This is a genomic window from Hyalangium versicolor (genome assembly GCF_020103695.1).
Taxonomy (GTDB): domain Bacteria; phylum Myxococcota; class Myxococcia; order Myxococcales; family Myxococcaceae; genus Hyalangium; species Hyalangium versicolor.
Genome location: NZ_JAHXBF010000010.1, coordinates 430,606 through 438,654 on the forward strand (window position 1 = coordinate 430,606; position 8,049 = coordinate 438,654).

At 67.2% G+C, this 8,049-nt stretch carries 8 protein-coding genes; 7 read left to right on the forward strand and 1 reads right to left on the reverse strand.

What is annotated here, in order from left to right:
- Positions 1-2 precede the first annotated feature (2 nt).
- Positions 3-1,559: an HYR domain-containing protein gene (locus KY501_RS22835; protein WP_224365352.1), complete on the reverse strand. Its 1,557-nt coding sequence runs from the start codon at positions 1,557-1,559 to the stop codon at positions 3-5.
- Positions 1,560-1,788: 229 nt separating this feature from the next.
- Here KY501_RS22835 and KY501_RS22840 point away from each other — a divergent pair, with 229 nt between their 5' ends.
- The 7 genes from KY501_RS22840 to KY501_RS22870 form a co-directional block, all read left to right on the forward strand.
- Entirely contained in the window at positions 1,789-4,680 is a 2,892-nt protein-coding gene (locus tag KY501_RS22840) for a monovalent cation/H+ antiporter subunit A (RefSeq protein WP_224365353.1), read from the forward strand.
- Positions 4,680-5,018, forward strand: coding sequence for a Na+/H+ antiporter subunit C (locus KY501_RS22845; protein ID WP_224365354.1), 339 nt, complete (start codon positions 4,680-4,682; stop codon positions 5,016-5,018). Before KY501_RS22840 ends, KY501_RS22845 begins: the two co-directional genes overlap by 1 nt.
- Positions 5,015-6,655, forward strand: coding sequence for a monovalent cation/H+ antiporter subunit D (locus KY501_RS22850; protein ID WP_224365355.1), 1,641 nt, complete (start codon positions 5,015-5,017; stop codon positions 6,653-6,655). The genes KY501_RS22845 and KY501_RS22850 overlap by 4 nt, the downstream gene beginning before the upstream one ends.
- Positions 6,652-7,140 (forward strand): Na+/H+ antiporter subunit E, encoded by a 489-nt coding sequence (locus KY501_RS22855; RefSeq protein ID WP_224365356.1) that lies wholly within the window; start codon positions 6,652-6,654, stop codon positions 7,138-7,140. Before KY501_RS22850 ends, KY501_RS22855 begins: the two co-directional genes overlap by 4 nt.
- Positions 7,137-7,415, forward strand: a complete 279-nt coding sequence (locus tag KY501_RS22860; protein ID WP_224365357.1) for a K+/H+ antiporter subunit F — start codon at positions 7,137-7,139, stop codon at positions 7,413-7,415. The genes KY501_RS22855 and KY501_RS22860 overlap by 4 nt, the downstream gene beginning before the upstream one ends.
- Positions 7,412-7,768, forward strand: coding sequence for a monovalent cation/H(+) antiporter subunit G (gene mnhG, locus KY501_RS22865; RefSeq protein WP_224365358.1), 357 nt, complete (start codon positions 7,412-7,414; stop codon positions 7,766-7,768). Before KY501_RS22860 ends, mnhG begins: the two co-directional genes overlap by 4 nt.
- Positions 7,769-7,865: 97 nt before the next feature.
- Positions 7,866-8,049 (forward strand): hypothetical protein (locus KY501_RS22870; protein ID WP_224365359.1); only part of this gene is annotated, 184 nt, incomplete at its 3' end.

Below are 8,049 nucleotides of genomic sequence, written 5' to 3' on the forward strand. Positions count from 1 at the left end.
GTTCACTGGCGACGGGGGGCCCAGAGCGCGAGCCCCAACAACGCAAGCCATGCCGCAGAAACGGGCGAGGCATTGCAAGAGTAAGACGCGGGCGGGGGCTCATCGGCCGCCTGTCTCACCTCCACTTCGAAGGAGCAGCTCGCCTGTTGCTCGAGCTCGTCCTCTGCGGTCGCCGTGACCGTCGTGACACCTACAGGAAAGAGGCTCCCTGAAGGCACGTCATAACGGATTTCAGGCGCCGCGCTCTGATCATCCGTGGCAGTTGCGGGAGGGTAGGACACAGCAGCTCCCTCCGCGTCCTGCGACTCCACGACCACGCGCTCAGGGCATTGAATCGTGGGAGGAGCATGATCGGTCAGACAGGCCAGGCGCATGGACCACACCTCTTGCTCACGGCCTTCTCCGTCCTTCGGAAGAAAGAATAGATGCTTTCCAGCGGGAAAGAGTCGCCGCGGAGCGAAAATTCCGGCGGGGAGTGCTACTTGCCCCTCCCGCCCGTCACTCGCCTCGTGCCAGAAGAGTGCCTGATTCGAGGCTGAGATGAAGACCTGATCATTGACGGAGGTGATCCCACTGAGTCCACCGGTGAGAGGTGTGGAGGGGTCCTTGGTCTCCGGGTCGAATGCATGGAGCGAGTACTCCCAATAGGGCGCAGGCGATGGGCCTGCTGACCATGGCTGGAAGCTCTGGAGGACAAAGATCCTTCCCGCAGCCCCGACAAGCTGATCGTCCCTGTAGATGCCCACGTGAATAATGCTGAAGGAGGAGAGATAGCTCCTCTCAAGCTTACGCGTCCCCTCCAGTGTTCCATCGGTCGTCCACATGCGATTGCCCGCCCCCGAGGAAGCGAGGTAGAGGTGGTCCTGGGTCGTCGCGACGGGTTCCCAGAATGTCTCGTCCGAGAGCAGATGGGTCCCTGCTTCGGTCCCATCGCTTCCCCACAACTCGCCGTGCGGGGTGCCGACGAGTTCGAACACGAGCCTCCCGTGCACAGTGTCCAACCAGGGCACTGATATCCCGGGAGCAAAGCTCTTGAAGACCGTGGTCCCATCCGCAGTCCCATCACTCTTCCAGAGAGTGACGCCGGGATTGGCATCTCCCACCGTGAAGAAGACCGTATCTCCCAGGGATGCGAACCGACTGAACGGGGTGCTGGCGGCCCCTGGGGTGAGGTCCACGACGAGGCTTGTGCCCTCGGGGGTGCCATCGCTCTTCCATAACTCCTGCCCTGTCTCCGGAGTGGACTCCGTGAAGAAGAGCGTCTGGCCTGCCGCGGTCAACTTCTCGAGATTGGAGGCCGCCTTGACGAGGACGGTGCCGGTGGGAGTGCCGTCGCTCCTCCACAACTCCTCTCGGGCGGAGAGGTGAAGGGAGACGAAGAGTGTTCCCTCTGCGGAAGCCATCTCCTTGATCCTGATATCGGATGGCCAGACGCCCAGGACCCGGACTGCCTCACAGAGAGGCGCCTGTGTCTCCGATACTTGCTGTGAGGGAAAAGAGGCGCTTGCTGTCAGCGCCAGGAATGCGGGCACCACTGCAACGAAGACCCCTGAAGCCATCCATGCTCCTCTCGGAGGGGGAAGTCCCTCCTGGGAGTTTCTCACATCGCGACACTGATCAACGGTGAGGTACGCAACATGGGAGGCCTGTCCCACGGTGCTCCATCTGCCGCGTACCCAACGCCGGGGCACCGCAGCCGCTCTTTCTCTTGTGATCTGACATGGGAAAGAACGACGTTCTGGTGGTTCCCCCCAAGCCACAGGGTGCCCGCACGCCCCACCTCTCCTGATGCCGCTCCTTGCCCTCCTGATCATTCCCTTTGTCTCCGGTGCCATCGCGGCGCTGCTGCCCACGAGCGCCCGGAACCGCGCGGCGGGGCTCGCGGGCCTCACCGCGATGGTGAGCCTCGTGGGCGTGGCGCTCCACTTCCCGGACATCCAGGGCGGAGGGCTTCGGGCGGAGCGCTTCTCGTGGGTGCCCTCGATCGGGCTCGACCTCGTGCTGCGACTCGACGGTTTCTCCTGGGCGTTCTGCGTGCTCGTCCTGGGCATCGGCGCGCTGGTGATGTTGTATGCGCGGTACTACCTCTCGCCGTCGGATCCCGTGCCGAGGTTCTTCACCTTCCTCCTGGCATTCATGGGAGCGATGCTGGGCGTGATCCTCTCGGGCAACCTGCTACAGCTCGCGTTCTTCTGGGAGCTGACCTCCCTCTTCTCGTTCCTGCTCATTGGCTACTGGAACCAGCGGAAGGATGCACAGCGAGGGGCGCGGATGGCGCTCACGGTCACCGCCATGGGCGGCCTGTGCCTCCTGGCTGGGTTGCTGGTGCTCGGCCATGCGGCCGGCAGCTACGAGTTGGACACCGTCCTCGGGAGCGCTGAGCGCGTCAAAGCCCACCCGCTCTACCCGGTAGCGCTCTGCCTCATCCTCCTCGGCGCGTTCACCAAGAGCGCCCAGTTCCCCTTCCACTTCTGGCTCCCTAACGCGATGGCGGCCCCGACGCCGGTGTCGGCGTACCTGCACTCGGCCACCATGGTGAAGCTGGGCGTGTTCCTGCTGGCGCGGCTGTGGCCGGTGCTGTCGGGGACGGAGACCTGGTTCTGGCTCGTCGGCTCCGCGGGGCTCGTCACGCTGCTGCTCGGCGCGTGGGCGGCGCTGTTCCAGCACGACCTGAAGGGGCTGCTCGCATACTCCACCATCTCGCACCTCGGGCTGATGGTGCTGCTGCTCGGGCTCAACAGCCCGCTCGCGGCGGTGGCGGCGGTGTTTCACCTCATGAACCACGCGGCCTTCAAGGCGTCGCTGTTCATGGCAGTGGGGATCATCGACCATGAGACGGGGACGCGGGACATCCGGCGGCTGGCGGGGCTCTTCCGCCTGATGCCCATCACCGGCACGCTCGCGCTCGTCGCCACGGCAGCGATGGCCGGAGTCCCGCTGCTCAATGGCTTCTTGTCGAAGGAGATGTTCTTCGCCGAGACCGTCTTCATCGACGCCATCCCCGCCGTGCAGTGGGGCCTGCCGCTCGCGGCGACCCTGGCCGGCATGGAGAGCGTCGCCTATTCGCTCCGGTTCGCGCTGAGGGTGTTCTTCGGTCCCGCCAGCGCGTTGAACACGCCGCGGGTCCCGGAGGAGCCGCCCAAGTGGATGCGCGTCCCCGTCGAGGTGCTGGTCCTGCTGTGCCTGGTGGTGGGCATCGCGCCAGCGGTGTCGATCGGGCCGATCCTCGATGCCGCGTCCAGGCCTGTCGTCGGCGGGCAGATCCCTCCGTACAGCCTCAAGCTCTGGCATGGGTTCACTCCCCCGCTCCTCATGAGCGCGCTGGCGCTCGGCGGCGGCGCGGTGTTGTACCGGATGGTCCGGCGGCTGGAGGGGGGACGAGCGCGCCTCGGGGGCCGCCTCGTGGCGCGGCTCGATGGCGCGAGGCTCTTCACGTCACTGCTGGCGGGGCTCACCTCGCTGAGCAGATGGATCCGCCGCTGGCTCCTCACCGCGGGGCTCCAGCGGCAGTTGTTGGCGATGGTGCTGGTCACGCTGCTCGTGGGCGTCGTGGCGCTATGGGGTGGCATCGGCAAGGGGGATCGCCCCCTGGTGCCCGTCTCGCCGGTGTTCATCGTGCTGTGGGTGGCCGGAGGCGTCGCGGCCGTGGGAGCCGCATGGCAGGCGAAGTTCCACCGGCTCGCCGCGCTCATGCTCTCAGGGACCGCTGGAGCGGTGAGCTGCGTCACGTTCATCTGGTTCTCCGCTCCGGACCTGGCGCTCACCCAGCTCATCGTCGAGGTGGTGATGACGCTGCTCATCCTGCTGGGGCTCCGGTGGCTCCCACCGCGCGAGCCGGCCCGCGGCGTGTACGATGCGCACACCCGGCGGATCGCCCGGGGCCGGCGGACCCGCGACTTCCTCGTCGCGGTGAGCGCTGGCGGCGGAATGGCGATCCTCGCGTACGCGGTGATGACGCGCGAGCTCCCCGAGCGCACCTCCTTCTTCCTCGAGAACGCGCTGAGCGGCGGAGGCGGGCGGAACGTCGTGAACGTGATGCTGGTGGACTTCCGCGGGTTCGACACCTTCGGGGAGGGGGTGGTGCTGTCGCTCGTCGCGCTCACGGTCTACGCGCTCCTGCGGCGCTTCCGGCCGGCGCCCGAGGTGATGGCACTCCCGCCACAGCAGCAGGCACTGCCGAAGGATCTTCAGACAGACCTGGTGAACCCACGCACGGCGCGAGACACGGCGGTGGGTTACCTGATGGTCCCGGCGGTGCTGGTCCGCCTGCTCCTGCCCGTCTCGGGAGTCGTGGCGACGTTCTTCTTCCTGCGTGGGCACAACGAGCCAGGCGGTGGGTTCGTCGCGGGGCTGGTGATGTCTGTGGGCTTCCTGCTCCAGTACATCGTCTCCGGGACGGAGTGGGTCGAGCAGCGGCTGCACCTCGCGCCGCGCGCGCTGATAGGAGTTGGGCTCTTGTTGGCCCTCGGCACGGCCTCGGGAGCATTCGTGGCCGGGTATCCGCTCCTCACCTCGCACACCTTCCATCTAAGCGTGCCGGTGCTGGGCGAACTCCACATCGGAAGCGCGATGTTCTTCGACCTGGGTGTGTTCTGTCTGGTGCTGGGCTCCACATTGCTCATCCTCGTGGCGCTCGCTCACCAGTCGATCCGCGCTCACCGGGCCTCGGGAGGTGACTGATGGAGGTGGTGCTCGCGATCGCAATCGGCATCCTGACCGGCTCGGGCGTGTGGCTCCTGCTCCGGCCCCGCACGTTCCAGCTGGTCATTGGCCTGTCGCTCCTCTCCTACGCGGTCAACCTCTTCATCTTCAGCATCGGCGGCCTGGCCATCGACAAGGAGCCCATCCTCTCGGACGGCGTCCCGCCGGACCTCGCCCACTACACGGATCCGGTCCCTCAGGCGCTCGTGCTGACAGCCATCGTCATCAGCTTCGCGATGACGGCGCTCCTCCTGGTCATCACCCTGGCCTCGCGCGGAACGACAGGGACTGATCACGTGGACGGCACCGAAGCATGAGAGCGCTCATCCAAGGCCTGATGCCCCACTTGATGGTGGCTCCCATCCTCCTGCCGATGCTGATGGCCGCGGTGATGCTCCTCATGGGCGAGGGGAAGCGCACCGTCAAGCTGGCGTTGGGGATGGGCTCCGCGCTCCTGGGGCTCGCCCTCTCAGCGGCGCTCTTCGCGTGGGTGGACGAGCATGGTGCCGTGGCCTACCTGCCCGGCAACTGGCCCGCGCCCTTCGGGATTACCCTCGCGGTGGACCACCTTTCGGCGGGGATGCTGGTGCTGACCTGGCTCCTGGGCGCCTGCGCGCTCTCGTTCGCCTCCGCGCGCTGGCACCGCGCGGGCGTTCACTTCCACTCGCTGCTTCAGCTGCAGCTCATGGGGCTCTCCGGCGCATTCCTGACGGCGGACGTCTTCAATCTCTTCGTCTTCTTCGAGATCCTGCTCGCGGCCTCGTACGGCCTGTTGCTGCACGGCTCCGGAAAGCCGCGGGTCCGCGCCGGCCTGTCCTACGTGGCGGTGAACCTCGCCGCCTCGTCACTGTTCCTCATCGGCGTGTCGATGATCTACGGCGTCACGGGGACGCTCAACATGGCGGAGCTCTCCGCGCGCCTTTCCGAAGGGGGTGTGGCCAACCGGCACCTCATCGACGCGGGGGCGGCCATCCTCGCGGTGGCGTTCCTGGCCAAGGCGGCAGCCTGGCCGCTCAACTTCTGGCTCATCCCCGCATATGCGTCGGCGACTCCGCCCGTGGCGGCGATGTTCGCGGTGCTCACGAAGGTTGGCATCTACGCGCTGGTGCGGCTCTGGACGCTGATGTTCGCCGGGGGGCCGCTGGCGGGGTTCGGCGCGGACGGCCTGCTCGCGTTCGGAGCGGTCTCCGCGGTGCTCGCGGCCCTGGGGATGCTCGCCTCGCAAAGGCTTGCGATCCAGGCGGCCGCGGGGGTGATGGTCTCCGCCGGGACGCTCCTGGCCGCGCTGGGGTTGGGCGAGGAAGCCGTCCTCGGCTCCGCGGTGTTCTACCTGGTGAGCTCCACGCTCGCCTCCAGCGCTTTCTTCCTGCTCGTCGATCTCGTCGAGCGCTGGCGTGCGGGAGCGACCGTCGTGGACGAGGCGCCCTTCCTGAGCGCGAAGCTCGAAGCGCAGGAGGTCAACCTCGATGACGAGGAGGAGCCGCTCGTTGCCCTGCCGTTCCCCGCCTCCACCATGCTCATGGGCATGGCCTTCGTCGCGTGCGCGCTGCTCACCTCCGGACTGCCTCCCCTGGCCACCTTCATCGGCAAGCTGGGCATGTTGTCGGCGGCGCTCGGGCCTCGCGAAGGGGGCGAGCCGATCTCCGCCCGTGCATGGCTGCTCACCGGCGTGCTGTTGAGCTGTGGCCTGCTCACCCTCATCGCGCTCACACGGACAGGGATCCGGACCTTCTGGTCGGAGATGCAGCGCGAGCCACCTCGGGTCCGGGCACCGGAGGGCTTCCCCCTGGTGGCGCTCCTCACCGCGTGCGGCGTGCTGACGCTAGCGGCCGGGCCCACGATGGAGCTCGCGCGAGCGACGGCGCAGTCCCTCTATGATCGCCGCGGGTACATTGACGCAGTCCTCGGAGCAGCGGTGCGGCCGCCAGCCACGGCGCCGGAGGTCAAGCGATGAGGAGACTCATCCCTTCTCCCGTGCTCTCGGTGGCGCTGCTCCTGCTCTGGCTCCTGCTCATGCAGTCGCTGAGCGCGGGGACGCTGGTTCTGGGCATCGCCCTGGCACTGTTCTGGCCGATGGTGGCTGTCAGGCTCAGGCCCACCCCCGTGCGGCTGCGCAGGCCCCTCGTCATGGCACGCCTCTTCTGCCGGATGGTGCTCGAGATGCTGCGGTCGAACGCCGAGGTGGCGTGGGCGATCCTCACGCGGCGCTCGCGCGACATCCCCTCCGGCTTTGTCCTCGTTCCGCTCGAGCTGCGGGATCCGAACGGGCTGGCCGTGCTGGCGGTGCTCGTCACGTTCACGCCGGGCACCGCTTGGGCGCAGCTATCGGCGGACCAGCGCTTCCTGCTGCTGCACGTGCTTGCCATGCAGAGCGAGCCGGACCTGGTGGCCTTCATCAAGCAACACTTCGAGCGGCCGCTCAGGGAGATCTTCGAATGAACTCACTTCTCTCCTGGGCGCTGGTATTCGCCCTCGGCTGTCTTGCCGTCGGAATGCTGCTGGCATTGGCACGGATGATTATCGGCCCCAGGGCGGAGGACCGCGTGCTGGCGTTCGACTGCCTGTACCAGAACACGATGCTGGTCATCCTTGCGCTCGGGCTCGTCTACCGCAGCAGTTCCTACTTCGAGGCGGCGCTCTTGATCGCCCTCTTCGGGTTCGTGGGCTCCACGGCGATGTCCAAGTTCCTCCTGCGCGGGGAACTCATCGAATGAATGCGTGGGCTCCTCTGTGGGTGGATGCGCTGACCGCGGTGCTCGTGGTGGTGGGCGCGCTGGCAGCGCTGATTGGCTCGTTCGGGGTGCTGCGTCTGAAGAGCTTCTTTCAGCGCATCCACGCGCCCACCCTGGGCGCGACGCTGGGAACCTGGGGCTTTACGTTCGCGACGGCGGTGCAAGCCTCCTTCGAACGCGGGCAGCCCTACCTTCATGCGCTGCTCATCGCGGTGTTCATCGCGCTCACCGCGCCAGTCACCACCGTCTTCCTGATGCGCGCCGCGGTGTTCCGGGCCCGCCTGCGGGGCGAGGAGATTCGGGTGCCCGGCGCGGACGCCCCCCCACGGGAATGAGGATTCAACCGGCCACGGCGCCGGTCCAAGCGCCAAGCGGCGGGTCACACTCTTCGTCAGGGGTGGAACGTGTGCTTCAGTGCTAGGTCATACTTCCATGTCCGGCGACTCACCCGTCCCTCCCCTCGGCGGCTTGCCCACCCTGCACTTCCCCCCCGAACTCCCCATCTCGAGCCGGGTGGAGGACATCACCGCGGCCATCACCGCCCATCAGGTGGTCATTGTCGCGGGGGCCACCGGCTCGGGGAAGACGACGCAGCTACCGAAAGTCCTGCTCGCCA